General features: G+C 69.2%; 14 protein-coding genes. 6 read left to right on the top strand and 8 right to left on the bottom strand.

Annotated elements, in window-relative coordinates; all coding sequences use genetic code 11:
• The first annotated feature begins 1 nt into the window (after position 1).
• Positions 2–805, top strand: a complete 804-nt coding sequence (locus tag AC07FN_RS35360) for an IclR family transcriptional regulator (RefSeq protein ID WP_478399545.1) — start codon at positions 2–4, stop codon at positions 803–805.
• Positions 806–823: 18 nt separating this feature from the next.
• Here AC07FN_RS35360 and AC07FN_RS35365 read toward each other — a convergent pair whose 3' ends face one another.
• A complete protein-coding gene (locus tag AC07FN_RS35365) occupies positions 824–3769 on the bottom strand; it encodes an AfsR/SARP family transcriptional regulator (protein ID WP_478399546.1) in 2946 nt (981 codons plus the stop codon).
• A 176-nt stretch (positions 3770–3945) separates the two neighbouring features.
• Here AC07FN_RS35365 and AC07FN_RS35370 point away from each other — a divergent pair, with 176 nt between their 5' ends.
• Positions 3946–4839 carry an endonuclease/exonuclease/phosphatase family protein gene (locus tag AC07FN_RS35370; RefSeq protein WP_478399547.1) on the top strand — a complete coding sequence of 298 codons (894 nt, stop codon included), beginning with the start codon at positions 3946–3948 and terminating at the stop codon, positions 4837–4839.
• Positions 4840–4899: 60 nt separating this feature from the next.
• On the opposite strand, the gene AC07FN_RS35375 is transcribed toward AC07FN_RS35370, so the two are convergent.
• Genes AC07FN_RS35375 through AC07FN_RS35385 form a run of 3 tightly spaced genes read right to left on the bottom strand, consistent with a single transcriptional unit; the run spans position 4900 to position 9399 of the window.
• Positions 4900–6453 (bottom strand): zinc-binding metallopeptidase family protein, encoded by a 1554-nt coding sequence (locus AC07FN_RS35375; RefSeq protein WP_478399548.1) that lies wholly within the window; start codon positions 6451–6453, stop codon positions 4900–4902.
• Positions 6450–8063: an amidohydrolase gene (locus AC07FN_RS35380; RefSeq protein ID WP_478399549.1), complete on the bottom strand. Its 1614-nt coding sequence runs from the start codon at positions 8061–8063 to the stop codon at positions 6450–6452. The genes AC07FN_RS35375 and AC07FN_RS35380 overlap by 4 nt, the downstream gene beginning before the upstream one ends.
• A gap of 28 nt (positions 8064–8091) precedes the next feature.
• Complete coding sequence (locus AC07FN_RS35385; RefSeq protein WP_478399550.1) at positions 8092–9399, bottom strand: MFS transporter; 1308 nt, start codon at positions 9397–9399, stop codon at positions 8092–8094.
• A gap of 133 nt (positions 9400–9532) precedes the next feature.
• Between AC07FN_RS35385 and AC07FN_RS35390 the strand changes: the two genes are divergently transcribed.
• Together AC07FN_RS35390 and AC07FN_RS35395 are read left to right on the top strand one after the other, a co-directional pair.
• On the top strand, positions 9533–11071 hold the full coding sequence (locus AC07FN_RS35390) for a PucR family transcriptional regulator (protein WP_478399551.1): 1539 nt from the start codon (positions 9533–9535) through the stop codon (positions 11069–11071).
• 61 nt (positions 11072–11132) lie between these two features.
• Positions 11133–11897: an SDR family NAD(P)-dependent oxidoreductase gene (locus AC07FN_RS35395; protein ID WP_478399552.1), complete on the top strand. Its 765-nt coding sequence runs from the start codon at positions 11133–11135 to the stop codon at positions 11895–11897.
• Between the two features lie 52 nt (positions 11898–11949).
• Here AC07FN_RS35395 and AC07FN_RS35400 read toward each other — a convergent pair whose 3' ends face one another.
• Together AC07FN_RS35400 and AC07FN_RS35405 are read right to left on the bottom strand one after the other, a co-directional pair.
• A complete protein-coding gene (locus tag AC07FN_RS35400; protein ID WP_478399553.1) occupies positions 11950–12276 on the bottom strand; it encodes a LapA family protein in 327 nt (108 codons plus the stop codon).
• A gap of 400 nt (positions 12277–12676) precedes the next feature.
• Positions 12677–12964, bottom strand: coding sequence for a hypothetical protein (locus AC07FN_RS35405; RefSeq protein WP_478399554.1), 288 nt, complete (start codon positions 12962–12964; stop codon positions 12677–12679).
• A gap of 116 nt (positions 12965–13080) precedes the next feature.
• Here AC07FN_RS35405 and AC07FN_RS35410 point away from each other — a divergent pair, with 116 nt between their 5' ends.
• Together AC07FN_RS35410 and AC07FN_RS35415 are read left to right on the top strand one after the other, a co-directional pair.
• Complete coding sequence (locus AC07FN_RS35410; protein WP_478399555.1) at positions 13081–13932, top strand: helix-turn-helix domain-containing protein; 852 nt, start codon at positions 13081–13083, stop codon at positions 13930–13932.
• Positions 13929–14198 carry a DUF397 domain-containing protein gene (locus AC07FN_RS35415; protein WP_478399556.1) on the top strand — a complete coding sequence of 90 codons (270 nt, stop codon included), beginning with the start codon at positions 13929–13931 and terminating at the stop codon, positions 14196–14198. The genes AC07FN_RS35410 and AC07FN_RS35415 overlap by 4 nt, the downstream gene beginning before the upstream one ends.
• A gap of 59 nt (positions 14199–14257) precedes the next feature.
• Here the strand turns inward: AC07FN_RS35415 and AC07FN_RS35420 are convergent, their stop codons facing one another.
• Together AC07FN_RS35420 and AC07FN_RS35425 are read right to left on the bottom strand one after the other, a co-directional pair.
• Positions 14258–14770, bottom strand: a complete 513-nt coding sequence (locus AC07FN_RS35420; protein WP_478399557.1) for a hypothetical protein — start codon at positions 14768–14770, stop codon at positions 14258–14260.
• Positions 14771–15073: 303 nt separating this feature from the next.
• The gene (locus tag AC07FN_RS35425; protein ID WP_478399558.1) at positions 15074–17221 is read right to left on the bottom strand and encodes an ATP-binding protein; all 2148 of its coding nucleotides are present in this window, start codon (positions 17219–17221) and stop codon (positions 15074–15076) included.
• Between the last annotated feature and the right edge of the window lie 70 nt (positions 17222–17291).

Here is a 17291-nt window from a genome sequence, read left to right on the forward strand (position 1 = left end):
GATGCCTCAGCCGGCCGATGTTTCCAGCGCGGCGGGCGGTACCGACGCCGCCGGCGTGAAGTCCGCCCGCCGCGCGATCGACCTGGTCGAGACCTTCGCCGCGCAACCGTCCTGGCTGTCGCTGTCCGATCTGCACGTCCAGACCGGATTCCCGCGCTCCAGCCTGCACGGGCTGCTGCGCACGCTGCTCGACGCGGGCTGGCTGGAGGCGGATTCCAGCAACACCCGGTACCGGCTCGGCGTCCGCGCGCTGATCTGCGGCACGGCCTACCTCGACCGCGACCCGGCGATCCGCTACGCCACCGAAGCGCTTGAAGAGCTGCGCGAACGGACGGGCTTCACCACGCATTACGCCCGCCTGATCGGAAACCAGGTGATCTACCTGGAAACCCGCGAGTCGGCGAACTCGACGTACCTGACGTCCAAGATCGGCCGCACGCTGCCCGCGCACGCCACCGCCCTGGGCAAGGCACTGCTGGCGGAGCTGACCGGCGAAGAAGTGGCCGAACTCCTCCCCGACCCGCTCCCCGCGCTCACGCCGAACACCCTGGTGTCGCTGGACGACGTCCTGGAGGCGTGCGCGACGGCGCAGGAACGCGGCTACGCGGCGGAAATCGAGGAGGGCACGCCCGGCATCCGCTGCGTGGCGGCGGTGGTGCCCTACCGGATCCCGGGCACGGACGCGATCAGCTGCTCGATGCCGATCGAGCAGACGACGGACGCGAAAGCGCGGAAGGTGGGCGAGCTCCTGGTGAAGGTCACCGCACAGCTCGCCCAACGCCTCCGCCGCGAAGGCATCCGCTGACGCACGACGACCTCGCGCTCAGATCCCTTGCCAAGCCGGCTCGGCCACGCCCAGCTGGACGAACAGCTCCGTCGCCCGCCGGTGGTGCTCGCGGTCGTTCCGGCCGAGGGCTTCGAGGCTCTGAGCGAGACCCCAATGCGCGCGCGCCAGCTGGTAGGGATCGCTGGCCGCGGCAAGCGCCGACTCGTGCCGCGCCAGGGCGGCGCGATGCTCTCCCAGCTGCCGGAGGGCTGCGCCGAGATCGTTGAGCAGCCCGCTGTCCGAGGCGGGGCTGCCGAATTGCGCGATGAGATCGAGAGCTTGGGCCACCAGTGCCCGGGCTTCGTCGTCGTTCCCCGTTTCGGCGTGGACCAGGGCGAGGTTGCCCAGGGTGTCAGTCTCCTGCGATCGGTTGCCGATCGCCCGGCAGGCGGCGATCGCGTTCCGGCAACGCTCGATCGCGTCGTCGTACCGGCCTGTTCGCCTGCAGACCTGGCCGAGCGTGTCGTTGGCCGCGGCCGCCCCGTACTGGTCGCGAGATTGCCCGTACAGCCGCAACGCTTGCCGGAGGTGCTCCTCGGATCGTTCGTAGTCGCCGAGCCTGGCCTGGACGATTCCCAACGTGTTCAACGCGTTGGCCTGCCCGATGATGTCGCCGAGCTCCCCGGAAAGGCTCGCAGCACGCAGCGAATGCTCGACGGCTTCGGGATAACGCCCGCGTAGCACGCAGGCGCTGCCGAGGTTGCCGAGCGCATTGGCTTCGCCGCGGCGGTTACCCGAGTGGCGCCAGAGCGGCAGTGCCCGCTGGAACTGGACGATCGCCTCGTCGAGCCGCCCCGCCACGGTGAACGCGGTGGCGAGGTTGGTTCGCGTCTCGGCCTGGAGATCGGCGGGCGCCGAGTCGCCGGCCGCGTCCAACACCGATTGGTGCGTTCTGATCCAGTCCGCGAGTTGGCTCCTCATCAGGAAGAACCGTCCGAGCGGCTGGGCCAGCTCGGCGGCGTGCGTCGGCCATCCACCGACGCACGCGAATTCGATCGAAGCCACCAGGTTGCGGTGCTCCGCTTCCAGCCACTCCATCGCCGCGCCTCGATCCGCCATCCTCGGCAGCGGGACAGCCGGGGCCGTGGCAAGACCGCCGATTCTGCGTCGATTGGGGTGCACCAGGTCCATCGCAGCGCGGGTGGCATGCGTGTACCAGTCCAGCATGCGGGGCAACGCCGTTCGGATTTGTTCCCGTCCCGCGCGCTCGGTGGCGAAGGCGCGAAGAAGGTCGTGCATCCGGAACCGGCCGGGCGACCGCTGCTGCACCAGGTGCGCGGTCTCCAACTCCCGCAACAGCAGTCGCGTCCGGGAAATGGGTGCGGCGGCGAGAGCCGCTGCGGCCGGCAAACCGATATCGGCGCCGGGCGCTGCACCGATCAGCTGGAACAGCGACGCCGCCTCGGCGCGCACTGCCTGGAACGACCAGGAGAACACCGCGCGTAAGTCGGTGGCGAGCTCACCGGCGTCCAACGCGTCCAGGCGCTCCGAGGTGTCCTGCAGCTCCGCGGCGAGGACCGACAGCGGGAAGTCCGGATTGGCTTCCGAACGAGCGGCGACGATGCAGACGGCCAACGGGAGTCCACCGCAGGCCCGCAGCAGTCCGGCGACCGCGTCGGGTTCGGCGGCGACCCGCTCCCTGCCGATGTGGACGGCCAGCAGGTCCATCGCTTCCGCGTCGGTGAGGACGTCGAGGTCGAGCACATGCGCGCCGCGAGTGCGCAGACCGGTCATCTTGTGCCTGCTGGTGACCACTGCCGTGCAGGCCGGGCCGCTCGGCAGCAACGGCTCGACCTGAGCGGTATCGCGCGCGTTGTCCAGCACGACCAGGATTCGCTTGGTGGCCACCAGGCTGCGGTACAACCCCACCTGGGCCTCGAAATCCACCGGCACGGCACCGGAATCGACGCCGAGGGCGTCGAGGAACCCGCGCAACACCGTCGACGGCGACATCGGCTCGCCGCTCGGGTCGAAACCGCGCAGGTTCACGTAGAGCTGCCCGTCGGGATACCGGTCGGTGTTCTGGTGCGCCCAGTGCAGCGCGAGGCAGGTCTTGCCCGCGCCGCCGATCGCCGAGATCACCGCGATGGCACCGTGATCGGGCCGGGATTCCACCGTCTTGGTGAGCCACCTGAGCTCGTCGGCGCGGCCGGTGAAGAGGCGCAGCGGCGGGGGCAGCTGGCGAGGTGCCGGTGTGCGCGCGTGTTCGGCCGTCGGCGCTGCGAGGTCCGGGTCGCCGGTCAGCATCTGCTGGTGCAGGTGCCGCAGCGCCGGACCGGGATCGGCGCCGAGCTCCTCGGCGAGCAGCAGCCGGGTCTGCTCGAAGCACTCCAGCGCCGTCGCTTGGCGACCGCACCGGTACAAGGCGCGCATGAACTGGCCGATCACCCGCTCGTCCAGCGGATATCTGGCCGCCCTCGCCGACAGCTCGGCGAGGATCTCTTCGTGCTGCCCCAAGCGGAGCGCGACATCGACGCGATCCAGTTCCGCCGCCAGCCGCTGCTGGTGCAGCGCCTCTCGCTGGGTGTTGTACCAAGGGGTGTCCAACTCGCCGAAGGCTTGGCCCCGCCACAAGCCGAGCGCGCGGTCCAGCAAGCCGACTGCCTGCCGATCATCGCGCTCCTCGCGGGCCTGCGCGACGAGTCGGCGGAACAGGTGCAGATCCACCGATCCGGGGTCGATGGCCAGGACGTACCCTCCGGAACGTGCGCTGAGGGGCATGCCTCCGGCAACGGCCAAAGCACGTCTGAGCCGCGACAAGTAGCTGTACAAGGTCTCGCGGCCGCGGCGCGGTGGATCGTCCCCCCAGACCCGGTCCACCAGCTGATCGGCCGGAACCGGCTTGTTCGCATCGACGGCCAGGGCTGCCAGCACCGATTTCTGCCGGGCATGACCGATATCGACGGGCTCTCCCGCAACGACCACCGCTATCTCGCCGAGCACGCGGAACTCCACCGCGAAGACCCCCAATGGCAGACCGGCCGAACACCTTGTATATAGGCACCGACCAGCACGTTCAAGGTCGTTCGCAAGGTTCTCCCAGGACCGGCCGAGCACGGTTACCTGTACGGCGTAATCGCCGAACCGGCGATCCGGGAAACTGCGGGGAAGGAATTGCGATGCGAAACGGGAAACGAAGCAAGGCGAGGCTGGCGACGGTGGCCGTGGCGGCGAGCGCCCTGTCGATGGTCGCCCTGACCGGGGTCGCGCCCGCGGCGGAGTCCGCGAGCAGCAAGATCCACAAGAACCGCGTCATGACCTGGAACTCCCACGGGCAGGAGTGGTCCACGCCCGAGATGATCGCCGACGAGGTCGAGCGGATCGGGCCGCAGGTCGTCGCGTTCCAGGAGACCTGCGGTTCCGAGGTCACGGAAGCCAGGAAGCTCCTGCGCGCGAAGGGGATGTACTACCGGATCGCCTCCGGGCCGATGACCAAGGACCCCCGGTGCGGGATCTTCGACCCCGGCATCGGCCTGGTGGTCATGTCCGCCGCCCGGATCACCGATGAGCGCGACGTCGAATACTCCGAGGACGAAGGGGAGACGCGCGGTTACCAGACGTTCACGACCGAGGTCGCGGGCAAGAAGGTCCGGACGTTCAACACCCACCTGACTGCCGGCGCGTCCGGGCCTGAGGACGACCGCCTGCGGGCCTCGCAGGTCAACCAGTTGCTGCGAGACGCCGGCCGCCACGATCGGGCGCTGGTGTTCGGGGACTTCAACGCACAGCCGTGGCAGAAGGAGATGCACCCCATGTGGAATGCGGGGTTCAAGGACGCCGACCTCGACTGCCGGCCGGCGAACGACCGGCCGATGATCCAGGCACCTGACCACCACACCAACGTGAAGGAGCCGGACGGCGTGTGCCGGCCGACGCTGGCCAACAACGAGGCGCGCCCGCCGGTGATCAGGAAGTTCGACTACATCTTCCTCCGCGGCCTCACCTCGAAGAAGATCCAGATGCACACCTCGCACCCGACGGACCACAGGATCTTCGTCAGCGACGTGAAGTGACCGACCCGACGGCGTGGTGACCGGATCGACTCGCGACCCGGGCACCACGCCGTCCTGGATTCAGGCGCCCTGCCAGCCCGAGCCTCGGGCGGTGGTCACGTACTCCGGCCACGGGTAGTCGTGCGGGGCCTCGAAGTCCTTGGGCAGCAACGGATCCGGGGCCTCCGCGCGGCGCTCCTCGAACTCAGCCTTGGCCGCCGCCAGGATCTCCGGGCTGCGGGCCAGGTCCAGGAGGGTTCCGGCGATCGTTTTGGCCGCGCAGATGATCGTCGGGTCGATCGTCGCCGGGATGCCGCCGAGAGCGTTCATCGCCCAGCTCGGCGTGGGGCGGCCGTCGGTCGGGGCCAGCGCTGGGCGGGCGATGTAGAGGCGGGCCGTCGGGGCGTAGTGGGTCATCTCGACGTAGTCGTCGGACGTCCAGTTCCGTTGTGACGGCGGGATGTTCTCGCGCAGCAGGCGTTCCGCCTCGGCCGGTTCGATCAGCCGGGAGCACTCGGCGAGCAGCGGGTTCTCGGTCGGCTCGACGCCGAGCGAGCGCTGCACCTCCCGCGCCACCTCGACCGCCTCCGGGCCGTACTTCGGCGGCCCGACCTGCGCCAGGTTCCGGTAGGTCAACTCCGCCATCGCGTGGTTGGCCAGGCCCGGCCGGTTCCGCGACACCCAGCGGGTTTCGAGGCGGCAGTGCGCCGTGCGGGCTGCCGCCTCCGCGTTCGCGTCGAGCACCCGCAGCACCTGCTCGGCCGTGGCGATGTCCGGGCAGCGCCAGGAGTACTGGATCTGCGCGATCCCCGCCGGGAGGTTGTCCGCGGTGGCGTTGCCCGCGCTCAGGATCGCCTCGGACAGCGACCAGCCGCCGAACGCCGGGGCCATCGAGTCCTGCGTGAACTTCGTCAGCGAGTACATCGTCATCAGCGCGGCGTTCGCGCCGGGCGCGCGGGCCGCCGAGTGGGACGCCGGGATCGGGCTGCCCGGGTCCGCGACGCCCCAGGTCTCCGGTTCGTCGCAGCGGAAGCTGTAGATTCGGCTGTAGTACGCGCCGCAGTGCGTGTCCCACCGGACCGTGTTGCACAGCGGCAGCATGTAGAACGGGTGGAAGCTGATGATCGCGTCCACGTCGTCGTAGTAGCCGCGCAGCCCGTGCACGACCTTGGAGCCCTGCACCTTCTCGGCCGGCTCCCCGGTGTAGCGGATCGTGCCGCCGATCCCGTTGCGCTGCATCGCTTCCTTCGCCGCCAGGACGGCGCCCAGGGTGCTGATGCCCAACGCCGAGTGCGGGTCGGTGTGCCCGGGCGCGTGCGGGCTGACGCCGGAGCGCGGTTCGGGGCGCGGCGTGCCTGCCTGGCAGTTGCCCGGCACCGCGTCGTACTCGGCGTAGGTCAGCAGCGTCGGGCCCGGGCCGTTGCGCCAGGTCGCGGAGAACGCCGTGGGCATTCCGCCGCTGCCTTCCTCGACCTCGAAGCCCTCGCTCCGCAGCAGGTCCACGTACCAGGCCGCCGAGCGGTACTCCCGCCACGCGGGCTCGGCCAGCTCCCAGATCCGGCCGTGCCACTCGGAGAGCCGGGACCGGTTGCGGTCCACCCAATCCCACGCGGCGGATTTCGCGGTGTCGCTCATGCCCGGTACGCCACCTCTCCGTCGAGGATCGTGCAGTGCGCGTCGACCTTCCGCAGGTCCTCGTCCGCCGTGGTGCGCAGGTCGTGGTCGAGCACGACGAGGTCGGCGAGCTTGCCCGGCGCGAGCGAACCGAGGCGGTCTTCCAGCCGCAGGGCGTAGGCGGCGTCCAGGGTGTGCGCGCGCAGCGCCTCGTCCAGGCTCATCGCCTGCGCGGCACCGATCTCGCCGCCCTCCCGGGTGCGCCGGCAGACCGCGTTGGCGATGGTCTCCATCGGGCGCAGGCTGGAGACGAACGAGTCGCTGGAGAGCACCGGCACCACGCCGGCGTCCAGCTCCTCCCGGATCGGCTGCAGCCGGTGCGCGCGCTCGGGACCGAGGCGGCGCACGAAGTCGGTGCCGCTGTCGTAGAGGAAGTTCGGCTGGTTCACCGCCACCGCGCCGAGATCGGCGAGCATCCGCACCTGCTCCCGGGTCGGGTAGCCGCAGTGCTCGATGCGCGGCCGCGGGTCGTCGCCGGCCACCCGCACGGCCTCGACGAGCCCGTCGATGGTGTTCTGCATCGCGAGGTCGCCCTGCGTGTGCACCGCGACCTGCCAGCCCGCCTCCGACGCCCGGCGCAGCAGGTCGGTGAGCTGATCGGGCCGCCAGTACGAGCTGCCGGTGAACTCGCCGCGCTCCCCGTACGGCTCGCGGAAGAGCGCGGTGCCGCCGAGCAGGCTGCCGTCGGAGTAGAACTTCATCGCCCCGAGCCGCAGCCAGTCGTCGCCGAACGGGCCCGCGAGGCCGAGCGCGGTGAGGCCGTCGAGCTGGTGCGACAGCGGCATGCAGACGGTGCGCAGCGGCAGCACGCCCGCGGCCTTCGCCGCCCGGTAGACCAGCATCTCGCGCCGGGACACCTGCGGGTCGCACACCGTGGTGACGCCGGCGGACAGGTAGTTGTCGCGGGCATCGGCGAGCCAGCCGAGCAGCTGCTCGTGCGGCAGGTCGGTGTGGAAGTTGGGACCGTGGCAGCCGATGTCGGCGGCCAGCGGCAGCAGCAGCTCCATAGCGCTGTCCAGCACCATGCCGGTCAGCCGGCCGCCCTCGTCGCGGACGAACGCGCCGCCCGCCGGGTCGGCCACGTCGGTGGCGATGCCGCGCCACTTCAGCGCGGCGCTGTTGACGACCGCCTGGTGGCCGGAGACGTGGTAGATGATCACCGGGTGCTCGGTGGTCGCCTCGTCCAGCTGGGCCCGGGTGACCCGGCCCTCCGGGTACTTCGCGTCGTCCATGCCGAACGCCCGGATCCACTGGCCCGCCGGGGCGCTCGCGGCCGCCTTCGCGATCGCCGCCACCAGGTCGGCCGCGCTGGACACCCCGGGACTGCGCACGTTCACCGCCGCCAGCGACTCCGCGGTGGACAGCAGGTGGTTGTGCGGGTCGATGAACCCGGGCACCACGGTCCGGCCGCCGGCGTCGAGCTCCACCGCGCCGGGGCCCGCCGCGGCGCGGACCTCGGATTCCGCGCCGCAGAGCAGGATCTTGCCGTCGCGGATGGCAACGGCCTCCGCGCGCGGCCGGCGCTCGTCCACGGTGCGGACGTCGGCGTGCGTGATGACCAAAGTGGACACGGTTGACCTTTCGAATCGTTCGGGAACTTCAGGCGCGTTGGGCGATGGCGGCCGGTTCGTCGTCGACCTGCCGGGCCTTGGCCGTGCAGGCGATCGCGACCAGGCACATCACCACCAGCAGCACCACCACCGGCATCGGGGTGCCGAACGCCGCCAGCAGCGCGGTGCAGGCGATCGGCGCCAAGCCGCCGAAGACCGCCCCGGCGATCTGGTAGGACAGCGAGATGCCGGTGTAGCGGACGCGCGGTTCGAACATCTCCGCCATGATCTTCGGCAGCGGGCCGTAGGTGCCGGACATGCCGACGCGCATCACCAGCAGCAGTGCGACGATCAGCGCGACGTTCCCGCTGGGCACCACCAGGAACTGCGGCGCGGCCAGCACGGCCACCGCGATCAGCCCGCCGATCACGATCCGCCGGGCGCCGACGCGGTCGCCGAACCAGGAGGTGATCAGCGTCGCGACGATCTCCAGGAACGCGGCCGCGCTCAGCGCGTTGAGCATCACCGTCTCGGACACGCCGATCTCCGGCGTGGTGGCGTAGGCGAGCAGGAACGTCGTGACGATGTAGTAGCCGCCGACGGCGACCGGCAGCGCGCCGATGCCCATCAGCACCGACCGCCACGAGGTCCGCAGCACCTCCTTGACCGGGGTCTCGTTCGAGGTGTCCTGCTCCCGCAGGGCCTCGGCGAACACCGGGGACTCCTCCACCCGCAGCCGGATCACCAGCCCCACCAGCACCAGCACCGCCGACGCCAGGAACGGGATCCGCCACGCCCAGCTCAGCAGCGCCTCCTCGCCGAAGGCCGACACGATGCTGAACGCGCCGGTGGCCAGCAGCGCCCCGGCGGAGTTGCCGATCTGCGGGAAGGATCCGAAGAAGGTCTTGCGGTGCTCCGGCGCGTGCTCGACGGCGATCAGCGCCGCGCCACCCCACTCGCCGCCGACCGCGAGGCCCTGGATGAACCGCAGCACCACGAGCGCGATCGGCGCGAACGGCCCGATGGTGTCGTAGGTCGGCATCAGGCCCACCAGGAACGTCACCGAACCCATGATCAACAGGGTCGTGACCAGCGCGGACTTGCGGCCGACCCGGTCGCCGAAGTGCCCGAACACGATGCCGCCGAGCGGCCGGGCGAAGAACCCGACGGCCAGCACCGCGAACGAGGCCATCATGCCCACGAACGGGTCGGCGGTGGTCGGGAAGAACAGCTTGCCGAGCACCAGCGAGGCGGCGGTGGCGTAGACGTAGAAGTCGTACCACTCGATGGTCGTGCCCACGAACGATGCGAACGCGGCCCTGACGGCCATTCGCGGTGACGCGGTCGAATCGCTCATGAAGTCCTCCGTCGGCGCTGGGAGCGAGTGCAGCGACTGTAGGACCGCAGGCGGAAAAACACCCTGGGCGAACCGTACACTTTCGCGGTCTGAGTTGGGCGATTCGCACAAGGGTTGATCTATGGCGCTGCGGATGGCGGATGTCCTGGGCCTGCCGGGACTGGACCTGCGCCTGCTGGCCGGGGCGGGCGGGCTGCACCGGGAGGTGCGCTGGGCGCACGTCATCGAGCTGACCGATCCGGTGCCGTGGCTGCGCGGCGGCGAGCTCGTGCTGACGGTCGGCCTCGGCCTGCCGGACGACCCGCGGGGCCAGCGCGACTACGTGCGGCGGCTGGCCGACGCGGGGTGCGCGGGCCTCGGCTTCCCGCCCGGCGAGATCCGCACAGAGCTCCCACCCGCAGTTCTGGAGGCCGCCGACGAATGCGACTTCCCGGTGGTCGCGGCCATCGAGAGCACGCCGTTCATCGCGATCACCGAAGCCGTCGCCCAGTGGTACGCCGACCATCGCTCCCGCCAGGAGCGGCAGGCGCTCAAGGCGCAGGACGCGATGGCGCGGGCCGCACTGCGCTCCGGGCCCGCCGGGATCGTGCGCGAGCTCGCCGCCGGCACCGGTGGCGAGGTGCTGCTGCTCGACTCCGCCGGTCACGTGCGGGCGACGGAGCCGCCGGAGCGACGCGACTGGCACGAGGCGGTGCGCGCGGCCGTGCGGCGCGGCACGCGCGGAGCGCTCGGAACGACCTTCGGCGACTGGGAGATCCACGTGGCGAGCACCGGCATCTCGGGCAGCCCGAGCGGCTGGCTCGCGGTGGCGTCCGCGCCGCCGGTCGCCGCGCACGTGCGGATCCTCGCCAACCACGCGGCCAACCTCGTCGGCGTCGGCGTCGAAGGCGTGCGCTCGGCGCACGCGAAGACCCACCAGCAGCGCGCAGCGTTCTTCGCCGCCGCGCTGGAGGAGAACTCGGCGACGCTGTGGGACCGGCTGGAGGACGCGTGCCCGCTGCCTCCCCCGCCTTACGAGGTGGTGGCGCTGCGCGCCGGCGGCGCCGAGCCGCCGAAGCTGGCGCGGATCGTGCTGGACACCCTCGCCGAGGTCATCGACGACACGGCGCTGGAGGAACGGCTGGTGGTCTGCCCGCTACCGGAGGCGCTGGTCGTCGTCCTCCCCGACGCGAACCCCAGGACGGGCCGCGCACTCGCCGAGCGGCTGAGCACACGAGCCGGGCAGGTTCACGCGGGAGCGGCGACCGCCCGCGATCGGGCCGAGCTGCCCGCGACGATCTACCGTGCCACGAGCGCGCTTTCCCGCTCCGGAGACGTCTACCGGCACGCCGACGAGCTCGCCGCGAGCGCCCTGTTCCAAGGTGTCTTCGACGGCCCGGCGGTCGACCGCTTCGTCGACTCCGTGCTGGAACCACTGCGCCGCCAGGACGAACGCCGCCGCGCGGGCACCCCGAGTCTCGTGAAGTGCGTGCGAACGTTCCTGGACGAAGGCCAGAACCTTGAGGCAGCGGCGCGAAAACTCGACATCCACCGCAACACGCTGCGAACCCGCCTGCGCACCGCCGAACGCGTCACGAACCGGTCTCTCGACGAACCCCAGGACCGCCTGGAACTCTGGCTCGCGACCACCCTGGAACGTCCGGACGCGACGGCCGATTACCGCCAGACTTGATCCGCGTTCGCCCGGAAGTATTGGGCTCGTCCGAGAAAACGGCGAAGCGATCGAGGAAGAAATGAACACGGCACGTTTCGAGTCCAAAGTGGTCGTGGTGACCGGGGCGACCTCCGGGATCGGCGAGGCGACGAGCCGGCGGCTGGCCGCCGAAGGCGCGGCGGTGGTCCTGGGCGCGCGGGGCAAGGAGGCCGGCGACCAGCTGGCGGCCGACATCCGCGCCGCCGGGGGCCGGGCGCTGTTCGTGCCCACCGACGTGACGGTGGAGAGCGAGGTCGCGGCGCTGGTGCGCGCGGCGATGGACGAGTTCGGCCGGCTGGACGGCGCGTTCAACAACGCGGGCGCCGTCAGCGCGTTCGGCGCGGTGCAGGACATCGACGACAACAGCTGGCGCGCGGAGATCGACCTCAACCTGAGCGGCGTGTTCTACGGGATGAAGCATCAGGTTCCGGCGATCCTCTCCTCGGGCGGCGGCGCGATCCTCAACAACGCCTCGAACCTCGGCGTGGTCGGCATGGGCAGCGTTTCGCCTTACGTCGCGGCGAAGCACGGCGTCGTCGGTCTGACCAAGGCGGTGGCACTGGAGAACGCGGCGCAGGGCATTCGCGTCAACGCGATCGCCTCCGGCGCGGTGGACACCCCGGCGTTCCGCAACAGCATGGGCGCGACTCCGGAAGGAGAGGCGCAGATCGCCGGTCTCCACCCGGTGGGCCGGGTCTCCAAGCCCGAGGAGATCGCCGCGTTCGCGGCGTTCCTGCTCAGCGACGAGGCCAGCTTCATCACCGGCGCCAACCTGTCGATCGACGGCGGCTTCACCGCGCAGTGAGAAGACGGCCGTGGTCGGCGGCGACCCCCCGCGCCGCCGGCCACGGCACCCGTCATTCCGGCTTGCGCAACCGGTGCTTGGCGGAGCGCCGGAGCTGCAGGATCCGCGCCGTGCCGACGAGTGCGATCAGCAACGCCCCGGCGAGCACGGCGAAGATCATCGCCACGCCCAGCGGCAAACTGCCCGCGGTCCACAGGAAACGCACGGTCACGCTCTCGAAGTTCTGCACGATGAAGACGAGCACGAACACGAGCACGACCACCGCGATGACGGCGGAAACCCAGATCCCGCCGGTCCGGGTCCGCTCCAGCCGCTCTTCCTCCGACCCGTGCCGGGCACCACCGGCTCTCCCGTCCTTGCCAACTCCGTTCTCAACCATGCGGATCATCATCAACGCCGGTCGGCCCGAAATACCCTGCGCGCGCCGACCCATCCCCCGATCGAGTAAGCACGAAAGCCGACCGTCGCAGCGCGTGACGCCCGTAGGCTTCGGCTTCCATCTCCCGCTGCCGCTCCGCAGCAACCTGCGCACACAGCTGCCAAACGCCTGTCGCGCCGTCACCTGATCCACCGTGCTGGCCGGATTTCCCTCTGCGCCAGCAGAGGATTCCCGTTGCGAACAGGAAAGCGGTGATGGCGGATCCGAGGAGAGCGGCCATGCCGAGAGTCCCTTCTGGAGTGTCCGGCGGGGGCGAGGACGGGGGGAGGGAGCCCGCCCCCGCCGGACGGGCCTCGCCGCGCCGGGGAAAACACTGCGGCGAGGCCGGACTGGGGGTTGATCAGAAGTCCCAGACGGTGGAGGGCGAGCCGCGCAGCCGGTATTCCGCGACGCAGCCGTCGCACTGGATCGTGACGCTGGCGGTTCTCGGTGTCGCGGGATACGGAGTGGCGAACGGGATCTTCACGCCTTCTCCGCACAGCGCAACGACTTCCGCACCGGCGGGCCAGCGACCGGGCTTGTCGGTGATGCCGTGCCGAACCTTCGCACCGGACGGCACGATCCAGTACACGACGTCATCCCGCCGAGCCAACAGAGAAGCCGCATCGAACTCCGCCCACCACGCCACGCCTGCCTCCTGAGCCGTCGATCTGTTACCGATAACGGTCCCAGCTGCGGTAACGAAGAAACAATTACCTGCTTGCGTGATCGATTTCGGGGGACACGCTCGGTACGGTTTGCTGCATGGCCGGAAACGCCGGGAAGACCCCGAAGGCTCGTGCGCTCGGTGCCGAACTGCGAGAAATACGAGAACAGAGAGGAGTCAGCCAGCGATCGCTGGCGAAGCTGGTAACAATCTCCAACGCATCACTGTCACGCTACGAAACCGGCGACCGCGTCCCTAGCCCGGAAGACGTAGCCAGCATCGTTACCGCACTCGGACTTGGTGGCGCGTTACGGCAACGACTCGTCGACATGGCCAAGGACGCCGCCGAACCCAACTGGCTCGCCACCGGCGCCGCCGGACTCCGCAAAGAACTGACCACCCTGATCGAGTTCGAGCGGACTGCGACCCACGTCATCGAAGTCGCTCCCATGATCATGCCCGGACTGCTGCAGACAGCGGACTACGCGCGAGCGATCATGAGCGGGCTCCCACCGGCTGAGCGCGAAGCACATGTGACGATGCGCGTCGGCAGGCGCGATGTGCTGACTCGTCGGCGACCGGTCAGGTTCGAAGCGTTCATCGCAGAACACGTGCTGCACATGCGGATCGGCGGCAACGAAGTCATGGCCGATCAGTTGCACCAACTCGTGAAGCTCACCGAGCTGGACAACGTCGTGATCCGGATCATCCCGACGAACGCGCAGCACTGGCACTTGGCCCTGGAGGGTGCGTTCATCCTCTTCGAGTTCGAGAAGGCTGCTCCGATCATCAACCTGGAGCACTTTCGATCCAGCGCCTTCCTGTACGACTCCCGAGATGTGAATGACTATGTAGGTGCGGTGGCTATCCTCCGGGAGACCGCGATGAGTCCCACCGAATCGGTGGAACTCGTAACGGCCCGTGTCGACGAGTTGGAGGACATCGCATGACCGGACACCCGAGGGATTGGCGGAAGTCGTCGCGTTCCAAGAGCGGTGGCCAGTGCGTCGAAGTCGGGCGGGTTGAGTACCTGCCGGAAGGCTGGCGGAAGTCCAGCCGGTCAGGACAGCAGTCTGCATGCGTCGAGGTCGGCCGCGTGGCGTTCGGTGCCGCGGTACGGGACAGCAAGGACCGCGCCGCCGGGTACTTCACCGCAACTCGCGCGCAGTGGTCGGTGTTCATCGCCGCAGTGAAGGACGACCGCTTCCCCGGCTGAACCCGATCGTATTTGGGTGAGGGGCACCCGTGACCAACTAAGCGGGTCACGGGTGTCCCTCACCTGTTGAACAGCACCGAGCGGATCAGGTTCCAGAGCTCGAAGAGGACCATCAGGTCGACGATCGCCAGCGTCAGGTGGGCGCGGACCCAGTTCCGGCGGTCGTTCTCCTTGAGGAGCTTGAAGGTGCGGATGCTCTGGATCACGCTGCGCGGTGCGCAGGATGCGAGGCCGACCAGTGCGCCGACCGTGGCCAGGTCGCTGATCAGGCTCGTCACCTTGACTCCCGCCGCTTCCGCTCGGCCGGCGACCATCAGTGCGAGAAAGGTCCCGGCGAGGGTGCAGATCGCGGTTCGCGACAGCATCAGTTCGACCAGCTGGCGGGTGGAACACACCTCCGCCGTTGGTTGAACGCGGGATGCGCCGAGCCACTGCGTGGCGCACAGGCCGCGCAGGATCAGCCAGATCGCGACGAGACCGACCGCGAGCGCGCCGGTTTGGGCCCACACCGGTGCCTGGTCCCGCGACCACGTCAGCCAGATCTCGGGCTTGATGACGGCGAAACAACCCAACGCCAGGACGAGGACAAGCCACGGTGGTTTCGGGCTGGACGAACGCTCTTCAGCAACCTCGTCATGTTCCGGAACCGACCGGGCCGGAGCAGTGGTCGTCCGGCCCGCAGAGCCGCGCTTCTGTTTCTTCCGCTTGTTATTCGCCACGTGCCCCGCTATTCACCGGCCCCGATCATTCCGACGACCGAACTTACCAGTCACGAGTGCTTGCTCTGGCGAGAATCAGGCACGCGCTCACGAGCGATTTTCCCAGCGCTGCAACCGTACTTCGCCAGGTCGGGCCAGAAGAGGTTTCATAGCACGCTAGCCGGTTGCGCCTGGTCCCGATGTGGTGCCGTCGTCCAGTGTGTTGAGGTGGGCGCGAACGGCTTCGGCGTCAGGATGCCCAATCTCTTCAAAAACGGCAAGTGCCAACTGCCAGGCTTTCCGAGCTTCCTCCACATCACCGCTGGCATATAGGGCCGCGCCGAGGTCATCGAGGCTGGTCCCCTCACCCAGCCGGTGTCCCACACCGCGACAGTGCTCCACGGCCCGACGGGAAGTACGTACAGCGTTGTCTATGTCTCCTGCGCGGAGGTAGGCGGATCCGAGGTAAGTCAACGCGTAGCCCCGCGAGAACTCATCGGTAATGATCTCGAGGGAGCGGTGCAGATGGGCGAACGCTGCGGTGAAGTCGCCGAGGTGGACCAACGCGCGCCCCAGCACGTAATCAGCTGTACCTGATTTCTTGATCTTCCCATCGGAGTTGTCCTCCATACGTAGCGCATGGCGCGCGGAAGCCGCCGCGTCCGCGTAACGCCCCAACTCGTTGAAATTCGCCCCAAGTGCTGTATAGGTAGTGGCTTCCCAGGGGCGCTCGTCCAACTCGGCGAACAATTTCGCGGCAGCTTGTTGGTTGTGAATAGCTGCATCGAATTCCCGATGGAAATAGTTTGCCGTAGCGAGGTCGGCGAGTAGGCGCGCCTGTGCCGGGCGGTCTCCGCTTACCTTGGCGCCCTTGAGCCCAACAGTGCAGCTGATCTTCAACTCGTCGATCAGCCCACGCAGTTTGAACGGGTAGGTGGCTACGTGCGCTAACCAGGGGCCACGCGCCATTCCGAGTGCCACCGCGTGCCGGATGGTGGCCAGCACGCTGGTGTGCTCGGCATCCCACCAAGCTAGGGCTTCTTCGTAGGTGGTGAAGTTGCGGCGCAGATACTCGTCGGTGTGCTCCAGGTCAGGCAGCCAGCGGATCGGTTCCAGTCGTTGGCTGGCGGCGTGGGTGGTGTAGAGGTAGTGGTCGAGCAGGCGTTGTAACGCCGTCGTGCGTTCCTGCTCGCTGTCGTCGGTGTGTGCGCGCTCGCGCGCATAAGCACGCAGCAAGTCATGGAAAACGTAGCGGTCTCCCGCGCGCCGGGTGAGCAGGTGTGCCCGGGAGAGCTCGGCCAGCATCCGCCGAACTCGGGGCTGGTCCACCCCGGCCAGAGCGGCAGCCGCCCCGGAACTGATGTCCGGCGAGTTGGGTAGTCCGAGCAAACGGAACATCCGAGCGGCTTGCGGGGAAAGCGAGCGGTAGGACCACGAGAACACCGCCCGGATACCGGTTCTTCCGCCCACATCGAGAGCATCGAGCCGGTCGCGCTCGTCGCGCAGGTCGGCGGCGAGCTCGTCCAGTGGCACGTCGGGCTCGGCGGCGGCCTGTACAGCGACCAGCGTCAGCGCCAGCGGCAACCCCGCACAATGCTCCAGCAGTGCCGCGACCGCCTCCGGCTCATTGGCCAAGCGCTCTGCGCCGAGATGACGCGCCAACAACTGGCGACCTTCGTCGCGGGTGAACGTGGTCAGCGAGAGCCGCTGCGCCCCGTGATGGGCGACGAGCCCGTCCAGTCGCTGGCGGCTGGTGACGACTACAAGGCACCCGGACGAGCCTGGCAGCAGCGGCAGCACCTGCTCGGCATCGCGGGCGTTGTCCAGCACGAGCAGCATCCGCCGCCCATGCAACAACGTGCGAAACTGCGCCGCGCGGGCGTCTTCTGCGACGGGCACCGCCTCCGGAGCCATTCCCAGAGCGGTAAGAAACCCCGCCAAGGCCTCAGCTGGAGCCATCGGCTCGGCGGCCGGGTCGAAGCCCCGCAGGTTGACGTAAAGCTCCCCGTCGGCGAACTGCTCCCGCACCTGGTGAGCCCACTGCACCACCAATGTCGACTTACCCACCCCAGCGAGCCCATCAATGGTCGACACCAGGACGGTGTGGTCACTGCCAGCGCCCTTGAGCAGCGTCGTCAACGCGTCTTGTTCAACGGCGCGGTTGATGAAATACCGCACCGTCGCGGGCAACTGACGCGGCACCACACGTGAACCCGACGAACCAGCCGAGCCGTGAATGTGCACATCTCCATGCACGTTCTGGGCCTGGACAACGTTCTCAGCGGCCGACGCGTTGTTGCGTGTGCCCTCGTGCGGAGATCCCACGCTTGCCCCCGTTCGTTCCGGCGACCGAATTTACCAGTCGCGAGTGCTTGCTCTGGTGAAATTCGGGCAC

This window comes from Saccharopolyspora sp. NPDC045941 (assembly GCF_056431445.1).